The sequence below is a fragment of the Aeromonas sp. 160P genome (assembly GCF_055193095.1).
Genome location: NZ_JBUXKV010000001.1, coordinates 1,592,501 through 1,613,231, shown reverse-complemented (window position 1 = coordinate 1,613,231; position 20,731 = coordinate 1,592,501). Strand labels below are relative to the sequence as shown.

The 20,731-nt window shown below is 57.8% G+C and carries 14 protein-coding genes, 2 rRNA genes and 1 riboswitch (1 of these 17 only partly in view); of the genes, 8 read left to right on the top strand and 8 right to left on the bottom strand.

Translation table 11 applies throughout. The features are described from left to right. Positions 1-20: 20 nt before the first annotated feature. Positions 21-1,550 carry an EAL domain-containing protein gene (locus ACY8FN_RS07645; protein WP_463099650.1) on the bottom strand — a complete coding sequence of 510 codons (1,530 nt, stop codon included), beginning with the start codon at positions 1,548-1,550 and terminating at the stop codon, positions 21-23. 255 nt (positions 1,551-1,805) lie between these two features. Between ACY8FN_RS07645 and ACY8FN_RS07640 the strand changes: the two genes are divergently transcribed. Further along, positions 1,806-2,711, top strand: a complete 906-nt coding sequence (locus tag ACY8FN_RS07640; protein ID WP_463099649.1) for a TIGR01777 family oxidoreductase — start codon at positions 1,806-1,808, stop codon at positions 2,709-2,711. A 128-nt stretch (positions 2,712-2,839) separates the two neighbouring features. On the opposite strand, the gene ACY8FN_RS07635 is transcribed toward ACY8FN_RS07640, so the two are convergent. Together ACY8FN_RS07635 and ACY8FN_RS07630 are read right to left on the bottom strand one after the other, a co-directional pair. Then, positions 2,840-5,287 (bottom strand): ABC transporter permease, encoded by a 2,448-nt coding sequence (locus ACY8FN_RS07635; RefSeq protein WP_463099648.1) that lies wholly within the window; start codon positions 5,285-5,287, stop codon positions 2,840-2,842. A gap of 36 nt (positions 5,288-5,323) precedes the next feature. After that, a complete protein-coding gene (locus ACY8FN_RS07630; protein ID WP_463099647.1) occupies positions 5,324-6,019 on the bottom strand; it encodes an ABC transporter ATP-binding protein in 696 nt (231 codons plus the stop codon). A 56-nt stretch (positions 6,020-6,075) separates the two neighbouring features. Between ACY8FN_RS07630 and ACY8FN_RS07625 the strand changes: the two genes are divergently transcribed. Continuing rightward, positions 6,076-6,687: an arylesterase gene (locus ACY8FN_RS07625; protein ID WP_265773816.1), complete on the top strand. Its 612-nt coding sequence runs from the start codon at positions 6,076-6,078 to the stop codon at positions 6,685-6,687. Positions 6,688-6,869: 182 nt separating this feature from the next. Here ACY8FN_RS07625 and ACY8FN_RS07620 read toward each other — a convergent pair whose 3' ends face one another. Further along, a complete protein-coding gene (locus ACY8FN_RS07620; RefSeq protein WP_463099646.1) occupies positions 6,870-7,814 on the bottom strand; it encodes a chemotaxis protein CheV in 945 nt (314 codons plus the stop codon). Between the two features lie 138 nt (positions 7,815-7,952). Beyond that, positions 7,953-10,982 carry a glycosyl hydrolase family 18 protein gene (locus tag ACY8FN_RS07615; RefSeq protein ID WP_463099645.1) on the bottom strand — a complete coding sequence of 1,010 codons (3,030 nt, stop codon included), beginning with the start codon at positions 10,980-10,982 and terminating at the stop codon, positions 7,953-7,955. A gap of 115 nt (positions 10,983-11,097) precedes the next feature. After that, positions 11,098-11,180, bottom strand: a riboswitch (cyclic di-GMP riboswitch). An 838-nt stretch (positions 11,181-12,018) separates the two neighbouring features. Between ACY8FN_RS07615 and ACY8FN_RS07610 the strand changes: the two genes are divergently transcribed. Both ACY8FN_RS07610 and ACY8FN_RS07605 read left to right on the top strand, forming a co-directional pair. Beyond that, positions 12,019-13,461, top strand: a complete 1,443-nt coding sequence (locus ACY8FN_RS07610) for an OprD family outer membrane porin (protein ID WP_139719040.1) — start codon at positions 12,019-12,021, stop codon at positions 13,459-13,461. A 141-nt stretch (positions 13,462-13,602) separates the two neighbouring features. After that, positions 13,603-14,430 (top strand): SDR family oxidoreductase, encoded by an 828-nt coding sequence (locus ACY8FN_RS07605; RefSeq protein WP_463099644.1) that lies wholly within the window; start codon positions 13,603-13,605, stop codon positions 14,428-14,430. 79 nt (positions 14,431-14,509) lie between these two features. Here the strand turns inward: ACY8FN_RS07605 and ACY8FN_RS07600 are convergent, their stop codons facing one another. Beyond that, entirely contained in the window at positions 14,510-14,842 is a 333-nt protein-coding gene (locus ACY8FN_RS07600; protein WP_463099643.1) for a DUF1904 family protein, read from the bottom strand. Positions 14,843-14,930: 88 nt separating this feature from the next. Here ACY8FN_RS07600 and ACY8FN_RS07595 point away from each other — a divergent pair, with 88 nt between their 5' ends. From ACY8FN_RS07595 to ACY8FN_RS07580, 4 genes are all read left to right on the top strand, one after another. Next, entirely contained in the window at positions 14,931-15,818 is an 888-nt protein-coding gene (locus ACY8FN_RS07595) for a TraB/GumN family protein (RefSeq protein WP_463099642.1), read from the top strand. Positions 15,819-15,955: 137 nt separating this feature from the next. Then, positions 15,956-16,120 carry a DUF3149 domain-containing protein gene (locus tag ACY8FN_RS07590; protein WP_463099641.1) on the top strand — a complete coding sequence of 55 codons (165 nt, stop codon included), beginning with the start codon at positions 15,956-15,958 and terminating at the stop codon, positions 16,118-16,120. Between the two features lie 189 nt (positions 16,121-16,309). Beyond that, on the top strand, positions 16,310-16,891 hold the full coding sequence (gene smrA, locus ACY8FN_RS07585) for a DNA endonuclease SmrA (protein WP_139694386.1): 582 nt from the start codon (positions 16,310-16,312) through the stop codon (positions 16,889-16,891). A 137-nt stretch (positions 16,892-17,028) separates the two neighbouring features. Next, positions 17,029-18,507, top strand: a complete 1,479-nt coding sequence (locus ACY8FN_RS07580) for a carboxypeptidase M32 (protein ID WP_463099640.1) — start codon at positions 17,029-17,031, stop codon at positions 18,505-18,507. Positions 18,508-18,838: 331 nt separating this feature from the next. Here ACY8FN_RS07580 and rrf read toward each other — a convergent pair. Beyond that, positions 18,839-18,953 (bottom strand): 5S ribosomal RNA (gene rrf / locus ACY8FN_RS07575). Between the two features lie 111 nt (positions 18,954-19,064). After that, positions 19,065-20,731: ribosomal RNA gene (locus tag ACY8FN_RS07570) — 23S ribosomal RNA — on the bottom strand (it continues 1,223 nt past the right edge of the window).

Here is a 20,731-nt window from a genome sequence, read left to right as displayed (position 1 = left end):
TATTGCAACTGCCAAGCCACTCAGCCAAACAAGCGCTTGCTGAACTCCTTCATCGAGACTGGCCGCCCATAGAAATACCCTTGCAGATAGTCAACATTGCGCGCCCGCAGATAATCCGCCTGAGCCTGAGTTTCAACCCCCTCCGCCACCAACAGTAATTCCAGTCGGATCGCCAGATCAATCACGTTCTCGACAATATGGCTGGAGAGCGCATCAGTCCCTATCATGCCGACAAAACTCTGATCGATCTTGAGCGCATCGACCTGAAACTGTTGCAGATAGGTGAGACTGGAGTGGCCGGTACCAAAATCATCGATGGCGATCATCACCCCCAACTGGTGCAACTCGGCAAACAGTTGATCGGTTACCTCATCGGCCACAATCAGCTCCCGTTCGGTCAGCTCCAACACCAACTTGATGGGGTTATCCTTAAAGGCATAGATAAATGCCCGGCAATCGGCCACCAGGCTGAGATCCTTACAGTGGCTGGCGCAGATATTGAAACCAAAATGAAATCCCGTCGGCAGCTTGCTGGCATGGGGGGAGAAACGGTTGCGTACCTGTACCATCAACTGACTGGTCATGGGCACAATCAGCCCACTATCTTCCGCCAGAGGAATAAAGCGATCCGGCGAGATCATTCCCTGTTTGGGGTGTTGCCAGCGCATCAACACCTCGCAGCCGCGCAACTGCTCATCATCACCGCCAACCACGGGTTGCAGGTAGGGAATAAACTCCTGTTGTTCCAAGGCCCGTTTCAACTCTTCTGCCGGGCTGTTACTGCGGCCCATCAGCCAGAAGGTGCCAAACCCAACCAGTAACGCCAACAAGGGACAAAGGATTAGTGTGTCTCTGGAATAGCGCCAGGCGTGGCTCAGATAGTCATCACTCGTCACCTGGGTGACGACTTTGTAGGGGAAACGGGCCGAGGATAGTGCCATATAGCCCTCTTCGGCTGGAGAAGGTGCGGCCCCAACCTGACCTGAGCCAAAAAGTGCACTCTGCCCCACCACCAGGGCCATAGGGGAGCTCTTGCTGGAGATCTCCAACGTTCTGCGCAGGTAATAACCATCCACACCGATCAGCACACTCCCCTTGTCTGTTTCATGACGCAGTACGATCAGCGGTCGGTCCGGAGTCGTCGCATTACCACTGAGCAGTTGTAGCTTACCGTCTACATAGTCGTCCGGACCGAAGGGCCCATCATAGGCGCCATACAGGGACGTACAGTAGATCCGGCTACCAATAGCCAGATTGGCGGAACGAACATCGGGTACCATGATCACCTGCTCACGCAGCAGCAATGCAGCCTCCGAACAGGGAGCTCCAATCACGCCCTCCACATTGGTGGCTGCTTGCTGGGCATGACCAAGGGTGCGATCAAACATCAGCTGGGCACGCTGCAAACGTGACTCGGCATCCTTCCTTATCTCCGAAACGGTCTGCCATATCACAGCTACGCCCCCCAGCAGCAGGAGCGTGACGCCAACCAGCAGTGCCACCACAATCCTTTTGTAGAGCTGGCGAAGTTTCAAACGACGAAATGGCATGGATGCCTCTTTGATACACGGATTAAGTGGTGACAGCCCCGGTGGACAGCGCGAAGGGTGGTCATGATAGCGAGCGAACAACAAATGTCCACCCAACAAAAATCAATCAACTCATCACTTTGTTCAACAATACAGCGCAAGGAAGAGATATGGTTAACATACATTTAAGTAACTATATGTTTGCCAGGCATCTTGCTTGTTGATCTGGATAGGTGCCATTAGAGTAGAGCAAGACCGCAGCAGGAGTGGACCACGATGAAAATTCTGATTACAGGAGGAACCGGCTTTATCGGCCGTAAACTAGTGGCTCATCTCAAGATCAATCACGAGGTGGTGGTACTGAGTCGGCAAAGCAGCCGCGCTTATACCCTGCTCGGCCATGACATTAAGGTAATCGACAGCCTGGACCGGCTCGATGACCTCAATGACGTGGATGCAGTGATCAATCTGGCCGGTGAACCCATCGCCGCCGGACGCTGGAGCGAGCAGCGCAAACAGCTGCTCTGCGATAGCCGCTGGCTGCTGACCGAGCAGCTGGTCGATCTCATCAAACTCTCCAGCACACCGCCCAAGGTGCTGATCAATGCCTCCGCCATCGGCTGGTATGGCAGACAGGGCACCGAAACCCTCGACGAGCAGTGCCGCTCTCCCAACGACGAGTTCACCCACCAGCTCTGCCAGCAGTGGGAAACCCTGGCGCAAGAAGCACAGAGCAGCCAGACCCGGGTCTGCATCGTGCGGATCGGGCTGGTGCTCGGCATGGATGGGGGGGCACTGCCCAAAATGCTCCCACCCTATCGACTCGGACTCGGCGGCCCCATGGGGTCGGGCAGCCAGATGATGAGCTGGATCCATGTGCAGGATCTGGTGCGCGCCATGCTGTTTTTGCTGGAGCACGAAGAGTGCAACGGCATCTTCAACGGAACCGCCCCCCATCCGGTCAGTAACCGGGAGTTCAGCCAGACCCTGGCCACCACATTGCACCGTCCGCACCTCTTTTTTGTCCCGGCGCCGCTGCTGCAACTGGTGATGGGGGAAGCGGCGGATCTGCTGCTGACCGGACAAAAAGTGTTGCCCGCACGACTGCTACAGGCCGGTTTCCACTTCAGCTATCCCGAGCTGCCAAACACCCTCACCAATCTGCTGCACGAACCCCGTTAACTGACGCCAGCTCGCTGAGCCCGCTCGTCAGCTCTTCGAATAACAAGCAGCCCGGCCAATGGCCGGGCTGCTTGTTATTGTTGCTGGTCGATTGCACCTAGTGGTGGCATCGGCTCGCGCTGGCGGGATTACAGCAACCCCTGACCCAGACCCCGCAGCCGATCGCTGAGGGTGCCAGCCAGCAGCTGGCGCTGCATCCCCTGACCGGCCAGCGTCACCAGCAAGGCCCCCAGTGTTGGCAAGCCAAGCCAGATGGCCCAGTGGAACTGCCACTGCCCCTCGAACCACCACCACTGCAGGCCAAAGGAGCAGAGCTCCACCACCATGGCGGCGCAGAGCCCCGCCAGCAGGCCACTGGCCACCAGCTCCCAGCGCAGCATCTTTTTCAGCAGGTCGCTGCTGGCACCCAAAGTGCGCATCAGCAACAGCTCGCGCCGACGCTGAGCCATGCTGGCCTGGGTCTGGGTCAGCAGCACCAGCAGTGCCGCCACCGTCACCAGCCCCAGCATCAGGGCCAGCGCCCGGCTCACCTGCTGCGATACCTGAGTGAGCCGCGCAATCAGGTCATCCACATCGATAAGGCTCACTGTGGGATGACGGCGGATCAGCTCCACCTCGGCGCTGCGCCCTTCAATCGGCAAACGATAGCTGCCCAACCAGGTGCTGGAGAAAGAGGCCAGCAGATCCCTGGAGAAGATCATGTAGAAGTTGGGGCGCATATTGTCCCACTTGATGCTGCGCAGACTGGTGACCCTGGCTCCGAAGCTGCGTCCTTCAATCGTGAAAGCGAGCATATCCCCCAGCTTGATATCGAGCCGCTTGGCCAGCTCGCTATCCACCGACACCTCGCCGGGGCCGGAGAGCCACTTCCCGGCCACCAGCTTGTTGTCGGCTGGCAGAGTGGCCGTGGTAGTAAAGTTGAGCTCCCGATCGACCCCTTCACGGCCACTGCTAGCCCCCTCGCCCACCACCTCACCAGCGATATGGGTCAGCCTGCCGCGCACCATGGGATAGAAATCGGAGGTGGTGGCCCCCGCGGCAGCCAGCTCGCTGAGGATCCCCTCCCGCTCGCTCTCGGCCACATTGACCAGAAACCGGTTGGGCGCATCGGCGGGCAGGCGGGCCGAAAACTCATCCAGCAGATCGACCCGGGCCGCCCAGAGCAAGCCAAACAGCATCAGCGCCAGCGCAAAACCCGCCAGCTGAAACAGGCCACTACTGCGCTCGCGCGACAGGTGGGCCAGCGCCAACCTAAGAGCGTGCGGCCCCTTCACTCTGGCCCCCAACCGCAACATCAGGGATGCCAGCAGGGCCAGCAACGCCATCAGCAATCCCATGCCACCGACCAGGCCCAGCGCAAGTTTCACATCAGCAGTGAACCCCCACACCAGCGCAAACAGCCCGAGCAGGCCGACCGGCAGGGCCAGCCAGGGTGGAATGCCCGCCTCCAGCTCGCGGCGCAATACCCGCAGCGGTGGCACCTTCAGCAACCGCAAGAAGGGCACAAAAGCGAGCAGCAGGGTGATAAAGAGCGCCACCGCCACTCCAAGGGCAAAGGGGCGCCAGGAGGGGGGCGGCAGATCCGGCGGCAACAGGTCCCCCAGCAGTTGCAAGGTGATCCACTGCATGGCGGTGCCCGCCACCAACCCCAGCAGCGCCCCGATCAGCGTCAACGACAGTAGCAACACACTCATCAGTTGCCACAGGCTGGCACGGGATGCCCCCAGCGTCTTGAGCAGCGCCACCATATTGGTCTGGCGCTCGGCAAAGTGGCGCACCGCAATGCCCATCGCCAATGCCCCCAGCAACACCCCGCTTAACGAGGCGAGCCGGAAGAAACGCTCGGCATTGGCCAGCGAGCGGCCCACTCGGGATTCACTGTCATCCGGTTTGATCCACTTCTGTCCGGCCTGCAATTGCGGCAGCAGCCACTGTTCGTAACGGGCCAACGATTCTCGCGGCCCCTTGAACAGATAGCGCCACTGCTGGCGGCTACCCGGTAACAGGGCGCCGGTCGCCTCGATATCGGCGCTATGGATCAGCGCCCGCGGTGCCAGCAGGAAGGGGCTGAAGCCCTGATCCGGCTCCTCGCCAAGCAGACCTGCCACCTTGAGCACCGTATTGCCCACCTCCAGCTCATCCCCCGTTTTGGCCTGCAGCAGTTGCATCACCCGGGCGGAGAGCCAGATCTCGCCGGGGGCCGGGGCGCGGGCCGGTTCCAGCACCAGCTTGCCGTAGAAGGGAAAACCGTCGGGCACCGCCCGAATGGAGGCGAGCTGCAGCGCATCGCCGTGAAACAGCATGCTGTTGAAGCTGACGGTGGTCTGCAGCGCCAAGCCCTCCTGTTTCGCCCGGGCCAGCCAACCATCCGGCAGGGCGGCGGCGGTGCGCAGCACCCGATCCGCTCCGATAAAGTCACGGCCCGACGCCTTGAGTCCGGCATCGAGCCGATCCGCCACCAATGCCACACTCAAGACACACGCCACGCTAAGCGCTAGCGCCAGCACAAACCAGCGCAGCTCGCCGCTGAAACCTTCCCGGCGCAGCAGTCGCCATCCCAATCGCCACTGCATCATCCCTTGCATCTCCCGCCTGATCCGCTGCTCACCCCGTTACACCACACCATGGGTCACCTCGCGATCCAGTCTGCCCGCCGTCATGACTACTTGCCGCTGGCAGCGTTCGGCCAGCTGATGGTCATGGGTTACCACCACTAGCGTGGTGCCGTGCTTGCGATTGAGTTCAAACAGCAGCTCGATCACCTTCTCGCCGGTCTTGCTGTCGAGGTTGCCGGTCGGCTCGTCCGCCAGCAGCAGGCTTGGACGGGTCATAAAGGCGCGGGCGATGGCCACCCGCTGCTGCTCACCGCCGGAGAGCCGTGGCGGCAGATGGTGCAACCGCTCGCCAAGCCCGACCGCGGCCAGCAGGTCGCGTGCTCTTGGTTCGCAATCCCGCTCCCCGCGCAGCTCAGCGGGCAGCATCACATTCTCGAGCGCCGTCATGGTCGGGAGCAGCAGGAACGACTGGAACACAAAGCCGATCTGCTCGGCGCGCAATCGGGCCCGCCCCTCCTCATCCAGCTCACCGAGAGATTTGCCGAGGATTTCGATGTCTCCCTGACTCGGCAGATCGAGCCCGGCCAGCAGCCCCAGCAGGGTGGACTTGCCGGAGCCGGAGGCGCCGACCAGTGCCACCGTCTCGCCGCTATTGACTTGCAGATCGATCCCTTCAAGGATGGTGAGGCTTTCCTGGCCGAGGCGAACCGATTTGCCGAGGCCCTTGACGACAATAATGGGGGTTGAACTCATGCTCTGTATCCTTTGTTCCAATTCCTTGATGACAATCCATAGCGGGAGTTGAATTGATGGTGCGTATTCTGTTTGCCTTGTTCGTTGGCCTCGGCAGCCTGCTCTCGTCGGCTCAGGCCCAGACCCTGCTGGTGCTGGGAGACAGCCTGAGCGCCGGCTATCAGATGCAGGTTGAGCAGAGCTGGCCTGCCCTGCTCAACCAGAAATGGCAGGAGGAGGGGGGCAAACACACCCTGCTCAATGCCAGCATCAGCGGTGAAACGACCCAGGGGGCGCTGGCCCGTCTGCCCGCTCTACTGAAGGAGCACAAGCCGGACTGGCTGCTGATCGAACTGGGGGGCAACGATGGCCTGCGCGGCTTCGCACCGACCATTACCCGCCAAAATCTGGCCAGCATGATCGCGCTCGCCAAGGAGCAGCAGACCCGTGTGGTGTTGACCCAAATCCAGCTGCCCCGCAACTACGGTGCCCGCTATCTGCGCCAGTTCGAACAGATCTTTCCCGAGTTGGCCCAGTCTAACGATCTGCCGCTGCTCCCCTTCTTTATGGATGATATTGCGCTGCGCCCTGAACTTATGATGAACGATGGTATTCATCCCACCCCGGCGGCCCAGCCCCAAATCCGCGATAAGGTTGCCCGCTTTATGGAGCCACTGCTCAACCAATAAACCCGCCTCTCTGAGTCAACATCCCATAAACAAACATCCCGCCAAAATCGGATGTTTTGAGCGGTCGACGATCTCTGCGTGGCACCTTGATTCAACCAATCCATCGCCAATACCCAATAACAACACATCCCGCCGAAGCGGGATGTGTTGTTATTGATTTAGCATAACCGGCAGGCAACTTCTCAGCTTTCCAGCACCTGACGCAGCCGCTCCTGGGCCACCCCCACCAGCAGGTCGGGCTGGAACTTGGAGATAAAGCGGTCGCAGCCCACCTTCTTGACCATGGCTTCGTTGAAGTTGCCACTGAGGGAGGTGTTGAGGGTGATAAAGAGATCGGACATACGCGGATCGCTGCGCACCTCGTGGGTCAGACGGTAGCCGTCCATCTCCGGCATCTCGGCATCGGTGATCATCAGCAAAATCTCGTCGGTCACCTTCTTGCCTGCATCACACCAACCTTTCAGCAGGTTAAGCGCCTGCAAGCCATCCTGACATTCAATGATTTCAAGGCCCAGTTGCATCAAGGTTTCTCGCACCAGATTACGGGCAGTACTGGAGTCATCGACGATCAGCACCTTGCGACCATGCATCTCGGGCAGGATATCCCGATCCAGCACCTCTTCTGAAATACGGATGTCATAGGTGATGATCTCCGCCAACACCTTCTCCACATCGATGATTTCGACGATCTGATCGACGCCGTCATCCGGAATACGGGTGATGGCGGTGAGGTAGTTGGCACGCCCAGCAGAGCGCGGTGGCGGCAAAATATCCTTCCAGGTCATGTTGACGATGTTGGCCACCTGCCCCACCAAAAAGCCCTGAATGGTGCGGTTGTATTCGGTGATGATGAGGTTGGATTCACTGTCGATGGGCATGTGGCGCATACCGATGGCACTGCGCAGATTGATCACCGGGATCGAGGTGCCACGGATGTTGGCCACACCGCTGATATTGTGGTGAGAACCGGGCATTCGGCTGAGGTGCGGCAGTTTGACCACTTCCCGCACTTTGAAGACGTTGATGGCAAAGATCTGGCGGGTGCCGAGACGGAACATCAACAACTCCAGGCGGTTTTCACCGACTAGCTGAGTTCGTTGATCAACTGAATCCAATATACTCGCCATATGCAACGTCCATCTGTTTATTAATCGACTCTATTATAGAGGCTGCCCGCCAGGAAAGGCAGGCGCATTTTCAACCAGATCGACCAACCAGACAAAAAAAGTGAGGCCGAAGCCCCACTTATCTCATTGATTTCAAGATTAATAACTACATACAGATTTCCAGCTGCCGTCGGTTGCCTTGGGCTCGCTGCTGGTCCACCAGTTGGCCTGCCACACCACCTTGTTATGGGTAATGCGATCGCCGCCATTGGCATGGTCCCCCTGCGGCCAGGTCGGATAGGCCTTGTAAGATGCAGGATTAATGCTCTGACTGCTGCAAGTGGTCCCCGGATTATCACCACCACCGGAACCCAGCACCGCCTCTGGCAGAGTCGGGAACTCGGCCTTGAGACCGGCGGTCTGGTTGCCGCTGATGATGCGGATACCGCTCGGCACACCGGCGGCTGGCAGATAGTAGGTCAGCGCCACTTCCACATCAGCTCCCGGTGTCCAGGCCTTCCAGGTCGGCAGGGTCAGCCCTACCTTGTGAAAGTCCTTCTCGCCCGCAATGCCGTCGGAGTTCTGGTTGCCACCGCTCTCAACCACTTTCAGCCCCATGCCGCTCTGGTCGGTAATGGTATCGGAGGTAGAGGTCGGAACCAGGAACTCGATACGGGTACCGCCCGGAATGGTCTGGGTCGAGTTGTTGGTGAGCTTGAGGGTCGGGTTGATCGGGTAGTTGGAGTCCCCTTCCTTGAAGCCGGAGAGGCTCACTGCGATGTCGAGCTGGGCCGCCGGAGCTGCCAGATCGTTCTGCTTGGTGTGGTACTTCGTCGCCTTGGCGAACTTGTCGTAGGCGAGCGTGGTCAGGGTATCCCCCATCCCGTACTCGTTCTTGGCAGGATCGAACGCGTAGTCGCCCGCCATCTCCCAGAACATCACACCACCCAGACCACGGTTGATGATGTAGTCGAGCTTGTGGCCCATTGACTCTTCATCTTCGGTGGAGAGGAACACTTTCTTCTCTTCGTTCCACAGCCAGGGCGCGTGGGCCTTGTCATCGTAGTAACGCACATACTTGCCTTGCATCACGTGAGCAGGGTTGTTGGGATCCAGACCCCAGGCTGTGCCGTAGCTCGGCAGGGTAGTGATGCCGAGGCTGGCCGCGTTCTCCAGGTTCTTGGCATGCCACATGGGCACGGCGCCACCGCCGATCTCTTTGCCGTTCTTGTCGAGATCATGCCAGATGTTGTCGATGCCGACCGCCCCGTTGCCGCACGGAATGGTGCTGCCACCGGTGCCGGGTTGGCAATCGCTCTGGCTCGGCAGGGCCGCCTTGCCACCCAGACCGTGGGTGCCACCACTGACCCCTTGCCAACCGCGGGTGTAATAGGGCACACCGACGTTGATCTTGCCGGCTGCCAGCGCACCACGGAAGTAGTGTGCCGACCAGGCCGCATTGAGGTAACCGATGCCGCCAAACTCTTTCTGGGTATAGACGCCCCAGTTGGCCAACTCTCCATCAGCCTTGTTATCAAACAGCGCCGCGTTGTGGCCGACAAAGTTGTTCCAGGCACCGTGGAAGTCATAGGTCATCAAGTTGACGTAATCGAGGTACTGGGTGACCTGGAAGTTCTCCATCCCGCGCAGCAAATAGGCCGACGCCGGTGAGGCGATGGTCAACATGTACTTGCGGCCATCTTCGTAACCAGCGTTGTCGAGCCGCGCCCGCAAGGTCTTCATCAGCACCTCGTAGTTGGCAAACAGCTTGGCCCGGCACTGGTTGGAGAGCGGGAAGTCGTTAGGATTGCCCGCATCCTTCATGGAGGTGGGGTATTCGTAATCGATATCGACCCCGTCAAAGCCGTACTGACGGATGAAACCGACTGCCGAGTTGGCGAGGGCATTGATGCCGTCGGTATTGACCGAGCAGTCGCCCTTGGTGGTGGCGGTGTAGAAACCGCGGGTATCAGCCCAGCCCCCTACCGAGATCAGGGTCTTCACGTCCGGATACTGCTTCTTGTACTTCGACAGCAGGTTGAAGTGGCCCTTGTAGGCGAATTCAGGATCCATCTCGGCACCCGGCACGCCGTCCCAGGTCATCTTGGTAGCAGCATCGTCCACCTTGATCAGGTGGCTCTGCTCATCCACAGCCGCGAAGGCATAGTTGATGTGAGTGATCTTGTTCCACGGAATGTCGCTCACCAGATAGGCTGGCAGGCCATTCTTGCCGGTGCGCCAGGAGGTGAAATAGCCGATGACCCGACGGGCGTGGTCATCCCCCATGCACTCGTAGCCATCCGGACGGTAGATCTGACGGATATCACAGGAGAGGTTTCCCCCATCTGGCGGCAACGCGGCCTCTTCGACAGTGACGGTTACCGCCGCCGACTCGCCGCTCAGATTGGTCTTGTCGGTGGCCACCAGCTTGAGGGCAGCACTGCCTTTGGCATCCGGCGTCCAATTGACCTGCCAGGGAGCAGTGGTATCTTCACCCATCTTCTTGCCGTCGACATAGAGCTCGACTTTGGCCACATCGTTATTGGCATCGGTGACATTGCCGCTCACCGCCACACTGCGACCCAGCGTCACCTTGGCGCCATTGGCCGGGCTGCTGATGCTCGCCTTGGGCGCCTCTGGTGCCACCACGGCGGCGACCTTGAAGCTGGAATCCGCTTCACTCAACACCTTGCCATCTTTATCCAGCGCCCTGGCTTTCAGAGCATGGGCCCCCACTCCGGCGGCACTCCAGCTGGCATTCCAGGGAGCGGCGCTCGCCGTAGCGACCAGCTTGCCGTCGATGAGGTATTCGACTTTGACCAATGCAGTCACCGGGCCGCTCAAGCTCACCGCCAGCGCCACGCTGGCACCTTCATTGAAACTGGCACCGGCAGCCGGTGAGCTGACAGCTACGCCGAGCGCCGGGGGTGGCACCTCGCCGCCATAGAGCCTCCAGGCATCGGCCCAGACCACACCAACGCCCGGTTCATAGTGATAAGGAGATGCCCCGCACCAGCCTGAATAGGGAAATTCTTTGCACTCGTAGAGCGCGCCGACGTTGCTGACGATATCGCCAGCCTTGTAGGCAGTACCGGATTTGTAGGCGGGATAAGCGGCCTGAGCCCAGGCGGGCGCAGCCGCAAGGGCGACCAGCATGGCAAGCCTGCTGGGTCTGAAGAGCTGTCGCATATTGTTATCTTCCTTGTTTTGTCTTGGCGTTGGTCACCAAGGCAAAGAACAATCGCAACCTGCATGATGGGCGCAGACAACTGGCAATGGACCTGCCACAAAAACCACCCTCACCCAGGGAAACCCCGCTATCTGGATCCATGATCAAGACCGGAGGCATTGCGCCCCGACATCACTACCGGTTTGCCCTTTACCTGGGTTCCGTGAGGAACAGGCCGAGTATAGGAAGCAACCTGCAGAGCCTCAATCTTAATTCTCGAAAGAAAATATGTGAGTTTCCGCCGCCCCCTCCGTTTTCAGTCAGCCGAAATTAATGTTTTTATCATTAATTTCATACTGTTAGCCAAGTCAAAAAAACCAAAATCACCCTCATTTGCATCCCCGTAATGTGCGTTGGCTCACTGGTACGACATGCCAGAAATGTGACAATGCGCGCCCTTGGTCAACGAGCCAAGGCTATGGAATCACTGGCAAAAATAAAAAAGGAACACCTAAATCATGTGTCATGACTCAGGTTTTCACCACCTCAGTCAGCAGGCCCAAACGTCTCGCTTCCCTCCCGTGACAGCTGGCAAACATATGGCGAATAGTTTTTTTGTAACGAAAATTTATCTGTTACAACGAGGTTAATTGCTCTACTCGGACCCTGATTGATAAAAACCAGTGTGAACGCAGGCTACAGCCAAGAGAAAACGCTTTTATTGCCGCGATACTGGGGATGTAACAGATTGCAGGTGCGGTAATGAATATTTGCACTCGGTCATACTTTTGAAACATGACGGGAACTTTTCATTGATATTTCGCACCGCGAACGTACTCTTATGGTTGTCCGATAGCCAAGAATCGGAACATAAAAAAACAACATGTGATGATCAGGATCGCCAACCACAGATGTGCCAAGACATCCGGGTTCGCAGGTAACCAAGACAAGATTTTTTCCCCTTAGGGGTTTTGATTGCAATGCCAATACCGAGCGGTAGGCCCGATGCCAACTGCCGGAAAAAAAGCTAAGTCCATAAAATCAGGAGCAATAAAAATGGAAAAAGTGATCTTCAAGCGCGCCGCTTTGAGTGCCGCTGTGGTAGCCGCTCTGGTCGCCCCCGGCATGGCATTGGCTGCTCAGGACATGATGAGCCCAACCTACGGCAAATCCTATGAGGCCTTTGCCGATGATGCCAAACTGAGCGGTGGCCTGTTCTACTTCCAGCGTGATCGTCAGCGCGTGGAAGGGCCTATGATGGCTGACCCAAACGACCCAGACAAACAAATTCCAAATCCTAAAGCTGGTAAATACAAATCCAACCTAAGCCACGCCACTGCTCAAGTCGCCCTGAATTTTAACTCTGGTTACGCGTGGGATTTCATCGGCTTAGATCTCGGTGGTTTCGGTGCTTACGACCTTTCAATTGATGAAACCAATGGTGTTAACGAAGAAAACGAGTTCAGCTTCATTGGCAGACAATGGGGCGGAAAAATGGATGGCGTTTCGGAAGGCGGGTTTAGCCTTTCTAACGCGGCACTGAAATTTAAATTGGGTGACAGTGTTACAGCTAAAGGTGGTTATACACAATTGTACGTTCCTGGTGTGATTGGTGTTAACTGGTCCTATCAGCCGGGTACCTATCGTGGTGGTCAAGTCGAAGGCAACTTTGGCGGTCTCTACCTCACTTACGCAATTGCCGATGAATACAAAGCACCATGGTTTAAAGAGACTGCTGGATTCTCTAAAAAGTCGATGTATGCAGGCAGTACTGCATTTAACGATGAAAATAGCATCGACTATATCCACGGCTTAGCTGCCCGTTATACCTTCGAAAATGGTACTGCTGTGACCGGTTCCTTCGGTCAGTCCGAAGGCTATATGGACAGTTACCACTTTAAACTTGCTCACAAGTTTGACGTACTGGGCGGCCTCTCCACCAGCTACCAATTCTACGGATCTGATACTGAAAACAATGACTATAACGGTCTGGCATGGCAGCAAGCACTGACTGCAGCTTGGAACTATGCCCAGTACAGTTTCCGTCTGGAGGGGATGTGGACCAAAGCGGAAGGCGATTTGGGTAACTATCTACCTCGTTTGACTACTGGCTATGCAAACTCTCAAGGTGCCAACGAAATTTGGTGGGACTCCCGTTCCGACTGGAACGAAAACAACGAGAAAGCGTTGTTTGCTGGCGTGACTCGTTCTCTGGATGACCTGGTTGGTGCGCCTGGTTGGACTGTCGGTGTATCTGGTGCTTACGGCTGGGATGCCGAAAATGGCAACAGCACTCGTGTTGACGGTAAAGAGTGGGCAGCTAACTTCGATGTCATGTACACCGTACAAGATGGCAAGCTGAAAGGTACTCTGTTCAAACTGCACTTCACCGATTACAACAACAAACAAGACGAATTGGGCAGCTGGTATTACCCGAACATGTTTACTTCCGAACGTGACGTCAAGTTCCACATCATTGCTCCGTTTACCATCATGTAATCAGGCAATACGATGTCAGCAAACCGGGCCACTTGGCCCGGTTTTCTTTTTTACGGTTGGCAGGCTAACATGCGAGCCGGATAAGGGTTTTATCCGCACACCAGCCCGCACACTTCTGCCAGCAGTTACAAGGACGCCATCATGCCCCGTTTTGTTCTGATCACCGGTTGTTCCAGCGGTATTGGCCTCGCCGCCGCGCAGGCGCTGGGCCAGCACGGTTTTACCGTGATCGCCTCGGCGCGCAAGGCGGAAGATGTGGCCCGTTTGCAGCAACAGGGATTGCTGGCGGTACAGCTGGATCTGGCGGATCCCGCCTCCATCGAGCTAGGCGCCAGTGCGGCGCTCCATCTGGCGGGCGGCCATCTCTATGGCCTGTTCAACAACGGCGCCTATGGCCAGCCGGGTGCGCTGGAAGATCTGCCCACCGAGGCGCTCAGGGAGCAGTTCAATACCAATCTGTTTGGCTGGCACCATCTGATCCGGCAGGTACTGCCGCCGATGCTGGAGGCCAAAGAGGGCCGGATAGTGCAGAACAGCTCGGTACTGGGGCTGGTTGCCATGAAGTTCCGCGGCGCCTACAACGCCAGCAAGTTTGCACTGGAAGGATACAGCGACACCCTGCGCCTCGAGCTGGCGGGCAGCGGGGTACATATCAGCCTGATCGAACCGGGCCCCATCGATACCCGTTTTCGCGCCAATGCCCGCAGCGCCTTTTTACGTCACATCGATCCGGCCCAGAGCCGCCACCAGTCAGCCTACCACCAGACCCTGACCCGGCTGGAAAAAGAGGGGGCCACCAGTGGCTTTACCCTCCCCAGCGAGGCGTGTATCCCGCCACTGCTGCACGCACTGACCCACGCCAATCCAAAGGCTCGCTATCCGGTGACCACCCCGACCAGAATTTTTGCACTGCTAAAACGGATCCTGCCCACTCGCTGGCTCGACAAACTGCTGGCCAAATCGGCCTGATCCCGTGATTGGCGATAAGCATCCAGTAGCGTAGATTGAGTTAGCCGCGTAGCGACCTAACCCGACGTTTATCCTCTCTTCAATAGTGCTCGCCATTGCTGTAGTAAGCGCTCTTGACCATGGGGATCACCTGCACCACCACATAGGTCTGCTCCCCCAGCAGCTGTTTCAGATGGCGCGTGATAAGACGTGCGGCGGCATCCTGCATCTCCTGCGGCCGTTCAAACCAGTGCAGCTCGACAAACGGAAAACCCGCCTCTGGCTCACCGTTGCGGATCCAGCAGCTCTCCACCCGCTCCATGGTGACAAATTCCGGCTTGCCACCGGTCAGCTCGCAAAGCTCGGCCAGCAGCGGGCCGCTCAGCTGTCGCAGGGTATCGAGCGTCACGGCGCGAAAACGAAGATGGGGCATGGCAAACCTCTTGGTTATCTGAAATGAGGACTTATCATAGGAGTTATTGTCAGCAAGAGAAGTCACCCGGCGCATATTAAGGATCCCCATGAGATTTCATCGCACCCTCTTTGCCTTCCTGCTCTGCCTGCTGCTACCGCTGCACGCCTTTGCCGATCCCGCGTTTTATCGGGTGAGCAAGGGCAATCAGCAACACTGGCTGCTGGGCTCCATCCATGCGGGCAAGCCTGCCCTTTATCCTCTGCCCGAGCCGGTGGAGCGGGCCTGGCTGCAGAGCCGGGCACTGGTGATGGAGGTGGACATGAACAGCATCACGCCGGATCAGTGGCAACAGACCGGCTCCCTCACCCGACTGGTGGATGGCAAACCCCTCAAGGATCATCTGCCTGCCGAGCTCTATCAACGCACCCTGATGGCGGGCGCCCGCTATGGCATCGACGAGGCTACCCTCGCCACCCTGCGCCCCTGGTTTGCCGCCATTACCCTGACCCAGGCCGCCATGGCCCGCTCCGATTTCAACAGTGAACTCGGGGTAGACCAGCACTTTGCCACCCGGGCCGCCAAAGAGAGCAAGCAGGTGGTAGGCTTTGAAACCCTGCTGGAGCAGTTGGGTTATCTGGCCAGCGTAGGTGACAACCAGACCCTGATGCTCGCCAGCACCCTGGATGAGCTGCCGATGCTGGAGAGCGGATTCGCCGCCGTGATGAAGGCGTGGCAGCAGGGGGATGAGGCAGCCCTGATCAATCTGCTCAAGGAGGAGATGGCCCCACCCGCGCTACAGAGCTGGATGGAGCAGACCCTGCTGGCCGAGCGCAACCACAACTGGCTGAAAAAATGGTCCACCCTGCCCAACGAGAGCTTTATCGTGGTAGGTGCCCTGCACCTTTACGGCGAACAGGGATTGCTGGCACTGCTGGAGCAACAGGGGTGGCACATTACCCCGCTCACCATCCCAAGTCCGGTGCAGGCTCAGTAGTAAGGAGTCCAGTGAGAACGATCACAGATCTGTGCTGGTTATTAAACAACCATCAAGGGAGTTGATCGGAATCATCCCAAACGGGGCAAAGAGGTATTTATCATGCCTGTCATCAACCGGGTGACAGGAGCAATAAAATGGACTTTTGGCTGGACCTGATGTTTGGCAATAGCGTGGGATTGATGTCGATGCTGGTGATTATCGGCACCTTCTTGCTGATCAGCTCTTACGCGGCCTACTTCATCTACAAGGTGATGCACTCGCAGCCGCCTCATTCACAGCAACCCAAAGCGGGGAAATAATCCCCTGACCCCAGGCGGCAGTTCACACTGACCGCCTGTGCTGTTTTACCTTTCACGACATTGATTCCCAGGCCAGACCGCCCCGGTTTTTATGCTGGTGCTCCCTCTTATCCCCTCCTGCTTTCCCCGTTTTCCGTGCCGGTTACGGCCGTTATAATGGCCCCCACTTTTTCTTATGGGGAGCCTGCTGTGTCTCATAACGACGAACTCTCGCTATTTATGAATGAAGTGGCCGACGTGCGGCCCATTCGCAGCGACAACATCCATCCCCAGGCGGCCAAATCCGCCCCGACCGAGGCGCAACTCGCTCGCCGTCAGGCTGCCACCGCGCAGCAACTCGCCCTCGACCACCTCACCATGGAGGCTATCGAGATGCGCGACCCGCACGAAATCGTCGGCTTCAAGCGCGATGGAGTGCAGGAGGGGGTCTACAAGAAGCTGCGGCTCGGCAAATATGAGCTGCAGGCAAGCTTGGATTTGCACCAGAAAACCCTCAACGAAGCGCGCCAGACGCTGGTGCAGTTCATTGCGGATTGTGAAGTCCGGGATATCCGCTGCCTGCTGATCCTGCACGGCAAGGGGGAGCGCAGCACCCCGCGTGCCCTGCTGAAAAGCTATGTCAGCGCCTGGTTGCCGCAACTGCCCGCCGTCATGGCGGTCCACAGCGCCGAGCATCGCCACGGCGGCAGCGGCGCCCTCTACGTGCTGCTGCGCAAGAGCGAGCGCAAAAAAGCGGAAAACCGCGAACGGCACCAGAAGCGGCTTGGCTAACCCGCCTCCCGCCACTACGCCTTTGGCCCACCTGCGTGAAGGTGGTCAACGACGGGACGGCGGTGTTAGCATCGAACGGCCCCGATCATGCCAGGTACGGGGTGCATACCATCAGGGACGATAACAAGGAAAATCCCATGTCATATCAAAAGCTTGAAAAACATCAGCAGCAGATCCACCGCTTTAGTCACCTCGCCGCCATCTGCGGCTGGGATCAGGCGGCCATGATGCCGGAGGGGGGCAACGAAGCCCGCGCCGAAGCAATGGCCGAACTCGGTCTGCTGATCCACCACAAGCGCACCGCTCCCGAGCTCGGCGACTGGATTGCCAAGGCCGAGAGTGAACCGCTCGATGAGGTGCAACGCGCCAACCTCCGTGAGATCAAACGGCAATGGCAAGATGCCAGCCTGCTGCCCGGTGAGCTGGTCGAAGCGCTGTCGCTGGCCGGCAGCAAGTGCGAGCACGCCTGGCGCAGCCAGCGCAAGAACAACGACTGGGCCGGTTTTGCCCCCAATCTCGAGGAGGTGGTGAAACTCTCCCGTGAAGTGGCTCAGTTGCGAGCCGATGCGCTTGGCGTGCGCCCCTACGACGCCATGCTGGCCCTCTATGAGCCAGGCATGACCAGCGCACGGCTCGATCAGATCTTCGGCGATCTGGCCAGCTGGTTGCCGAACCTTATTCAGACCGTGAGCGAGCAGCAGAAGGGCGATGCCCTGCTGCTGCCGCAAGGCCCCTTCCCCATCGCCACCCAGCAGGCGCTCGGTCAGGAGGTGATGGGGCTGCTCGGCTTTGATTTCGCCCACGGCCGCCTCGATGTCAGCAGCCACCCCTTCTGTGGTGGCGTGCCGACCGACGTGCGGATCACTACCCGCTATAACGAACAGGAGTTTGTCTCCAGCCTGATGGGCATAGTGCACGAGAGCGGTCACGCCCGTTACGAGCAGGGGCTGCCCCGTCATCTGCTGGGTCAGCCAGTGGCCGAGGCCCGCTCCATGGCCATCCACGAGAGCCAGAGCCTGTTTTGCGAGATGCAGCTGGGCCATCATCCGGCCTTCCTCACGCTGCTGGCGCCACGTATTCGTCACCACTTCGGCGAACAGGCGGCGTTTGCACCGGACAATCTGGCCAAGCTCTACAGCCGGGTCGAGCCAGGCTTTATCCGGGTCGATGCAGACGAGGTGACCTATCCGGCTCACGTCATCCTGCGCTACGAGCTGGAGCGCGATCTGGTGGAAGGGAAGATCGAGGTAGCCGACATCCCCGAGTTGTGGGATGCCAAGATGCAGCAGTGGCTGGGGCTCTCGACCAAGGGCAACTACCGCAATGGCTGCATGCAGGATATTCACTGGACCGACGGCTCGTTCGGCTACTTCCCGAGCTATACCCTGGGCGCCATGTATGCCGCCCAGCTGCGTTTTGCCCTCGAAAAAGAGCTGGGCAGCATGGGTGAGGTAATCGCGGCGGGCCGCCTGCCGGAGATCTTCGACTGGCTCGGTCACCACATCTGGTCACAGGGGAGCCTGCACAGCACCGACGAGCTGGTGCGCCGCGCCACCGGTGAAGCGCTCAACCCGCACTGGCTGCGCCAGCATCTGGAACAGCGCTACCTGAAGTGATGGGTGTTGCAAGGTAAAAGCAGAACGGGGCCATTTTTAGTTGACCACTACAGGGCCCCGTTTTTATTGCAGTTTGTTGCGCTGTAAACCCTTAGCACAAAGTCAGCGCCGACATAATGCTGATGTGTCAGCATTATCCATAAACGCAGCCCGCAATTATCACAGAGGTTCCCTTGCTGCACGTAGCCACCGCTGCTATTACCGCTCAATTGCGGTCAATTGCGGTCAATTGCGGTCAATTGCGGTCAATTGCGGTCAATTATTAGGCGATTTACTGAATTACAGCCAATAAAAAAACCCCGCTCATCGAGCGGGGTTTCTTGTATTGGGTGCCTGGCAGTGTCCTACTCTCGCATGGCGAATGCCACACTACCATCGGCGCTACCGCGTTTCACTTCTGAGTTCGGCATGGGATCAGGTGGTTCCACGGCGCTATGGCCGCCAGGCAAATTCTTAATCTAGAAAGCTGACGTGAATAACGACTGGGTCATTATCACTGAATTAGTTAAGTAGTTCGTTCATTCGCTACAAGGCCAGAAACACTTCTTGGGTGTTGTATGGTTAAGCCTCACGGGTAATTAGTATGGGTTAGCTCAACACGTCGCCGCGCTTACACACCCCACCTATCAACGTTGTGGTCTCCAACGGCCCTTTAGGACCCTCAAGGGGTCAGGGATGACTCATCTCAGGGCTCGCTTCCCGCTTAGATGCTTTCAGCGGTTATCGATTCCGAACTTAGCTACCGGGCAGTGCCACTGGCGTGACAACCCGAACACCAGAGGTTCGTTCACTCCGGTCCTCTCGTACTAGGAGCAACTCCCTTCAATCATCCAACGCCCACGGCAGATAGGGACCGAACTGTCTCACGACGTTCTGAACCCAGCTCGCGTACCACTTTAAATGGCGAACAGCCATACCCTTGGGACCGACTTCAGCCCCAGGATGTGATGAGCCGACATCGAGGTGCCAAACACCGCCGTCGATATGAACTCTTGGGCGGTATCAGCCTGTTATCCCCGGAGTACCTTTTATCCGTTGAGCGATGGCCCTTCCATTCAGAACCACCGGATCACTATGACCTACTTTCGTACCTGCTCGACCTGTCCGTCTCGCAGTTAAGCTGGCTTATGCCATTGCACTAACCTCCTGATGTCCGACCAGGATTAGCCAACCTTCGTGCTCCTCCGTTACTCTTTGGGAGGAGACCGCCCCAGTCAAACTACCCACCAGGCACTGTCCGCGAGCCCGATTCAGGGCCCTGCGTTAGAACATCAAACATACAAGGGTGGTATTTCAAGGACGGCTCCAGCGCAACTAGCGTCACGCCTTCAAAGCCTCCCACCTATCCTACACATGTAGGTTCAATGTTCAGTGCCAAGCTGTAGTAAAGGTTCACGGGGTCTTTCCGTCTAGCCGCGGGTACACCGCATCTTCACGGCGAATTCGATTTCACTGAGTCTCGGGTGGAGACAGCATGGCCATGGTTACACCATTCGTGCAGGTCGGAACTTACCCGACAAGGAATTTCGCTACCTTAGGACCGTTATAGTTACGGCCGCCGTTTACCGGGGCTTCGATCAAGAGCTTCGCTTGCGCTAACCCCATCAATTAACCTTCCGGCACCGGGCAGGTGTCACACCCTATACGTCCACTTTCGTGTTTGCAGAGTGCTGTGTTTTTGATAAACAGTCCCAGCCATCTGGTCACTGCGACTCCCAACTGCTCCATCCGCAAGGGACTTCACTGTCAAGAGCGAACCTTCTCCCGAAGTTACGGTTCTATTTTGCCTAGTTCCTTCACCCGAGTTCTCTCAAGCGCCTTGGTATTCTCTACCCGACCACCTGTGTCGGTTTGGGGTACGATGACTTGTAATCTGAAGCTTAGAGGCTTTTCCTGGAAGCATGGCATCAATGGCTTCCGCACCGTAGTGCGTTCGTCTCGTGTCTCAGCGTTGTATCTCCGGATTTGCCTAGAAATACCGCCTACGCACTTTCACCAGGACAACCGTCGCCTGGCCCACCTAGCCTTCTCCGTCCCCCCATCGCAATTACAAGTCGTGCAGGAATATTAACCTGCTTCCCATCGATTACGCCTTTCGGCCTCACCTTAGGGGTCGACTCACCCTGCCCCGATTAACGTTGGACAGGAACCCTTGGTCTTCCGGCGAGGAGGTTTTTCACCCCCTTTATCGTTACTTACGTCAGCATTCGCACTTCTGATATCT

Excerpts from the sequence above, each read along its gene's own strand:
- ACY8FN_RS07645 (WP_463099650.1), bottom strand. The coding sequence starts at position 1,550 with ATGCCATTTCGTCGTTTGAAACTTCGCCAGCTCTACAAAAGGATTGTG.
- ACY8FN_RS07640 (WP_463099649.1), top strand. The coding sequence starts at position 1,806 with ATGAAAATTCTGATTACAGGAGGAACCGGCTTTATCGGCCGTAAACTA.
- ACY8FN_RS07635 (WP_463099648.1), bottom strand. The coding sequence starts at position 5,287 with ATGATGCAGTGGCGATTGGGATGGCGACTGCTGCGCCGGGAAGGTTTC.
- ACY8FN_RS07630 (WP_463099647.1), bottom strand. The coding sequence starts at position 6,019 with ATGAGTTCAACCCCCATTATTGTCGTCAAGGGCCTCGGCAAATCGGTT.
- ACY8FN_RS07625 (WP_265773816.1), top strand. The coding sequence starts at position 6,076 with ATGGTGCGTATTCTGTTTGCCTTGTTCGTTGGCCTCGGCAGCCTGCTC.
- ACY8FN_RS07620 (WP_463099646.1), bottom strand. The coding sequence starts at position 7,814 with ATGGCGAGTATATTGGATTCAGTTGATCAACGAACTCAGCTAGTCGGT.
- ACY8FN_RS07615 (WP_463099645.1), bottom strand. The coding sequence starts at position 10,982 with ATGCGACAGCTCTTCAGACCCAGCAGGCTTGCCATGCTGGTCGCCCTT.
- ACY8FN_RS07610 (WP_139719040.1), top strand. The coding sequence starts at position 12,019 with ATGGAAAAAGTGATCTTCAAGCGCGCCGCTTTGAGTGCCGCTGTGGTA.
- ACY8FN_RS07605 (WP_463099644.1), top strand. The coding sequence starts at position 13,603 with ATGCCCCGTTTTGTTCTGATCACCGGTTGTTCCAGCGGTATTGGCCTC.
- ACY8FN_RS07600 (WP_463099643.1), bottom strand. The coding sequence starts at position 14,842 with ATGCCCCATCTTCGTTTTCGCGCCGTGACGCTCGATACCCTGCGACAG.
- ACY8FN_RS07595 (WP_463099642.1), top strand. The coding sequence starts at position 14,931 with ATGAGATTTCATCGCACCCTCTTTGCCTTCCTGCTCTGCCTGCTGCTA.
- ACY8FN_RS07590 (WP_463099641.1), top strand. The coding sequence starts at position 15,956 with ATGGACTTTTGGCTGGACCTGATGTTTGGCAATAGCGTGGGATTGATG.
- ACY8FN_RS07580 (WP_463099640.1), top strand. The coding sequence starts at position 17,029 with ATGTCATATCAAAAGCTTGAAAAACATCAGCAGCAGATCCACCGCTTT.